This window comes from Paenibacillus apis (assembly GCF_018333295.1).
In the GTDB taxonomy this organism is placed as follows: Bacteria; Bacillota; Bacilli; order Paenibacillales; family Paenibacillaceae; genus Fontibacillus; species Fontibacillus antibioticophila.
In genome coordinates, this window is sequence record NZ_BORS01000064.1 from 1 (window position 1) to 312 (window position 312).

The 312-nt window shown below is 54.8% G+C and carries 2 rRNA genes; both read right to left on the reverse strand.

The features are described 5' to 3' along the window. Window positions 1-66: ribosomal RNA gene (rrf, locus tag KI362_RS25320) — 5S ribosomal RNA — on the reverse strand; the annotation flags it as partial. Between the two features lie 145 nt (window positions 67-211). Next, window positions 212-312, reverse strand: a 16S ribosomal RNA gene (locus tag KI362_RS25325); the annotation flags it as partial.

Consider the following 312-nt stretch of genomic DNA (forward strand, 5'->3'; position numbering starts at 1 on the left):
GCTGGAGGGCTTAACGGTCGTGTTCGGGATGGGTACGCGTGGAACCCCTCCGCCATCGTCACCAAACGCGCGAGAGTTGAACTCTCAAAACTGACCAACGAGTGAGTAACAGGCCTAAGACCTGATTTGGTTACTTTGCTTACGCAAAGTGATCGGCGACCTTACGGTCAGCCTATTGTACCGTTCCCTACAGGAACGAGGTACTCCATAGAAAGGAGGTGATCCAGCCGCACCTTCCGATACGGCTACCTTGTTACGACTTCACCCCAATCATCTACCCCACCTTCGGCGGCTGGCTCCTTGCGGTTACCT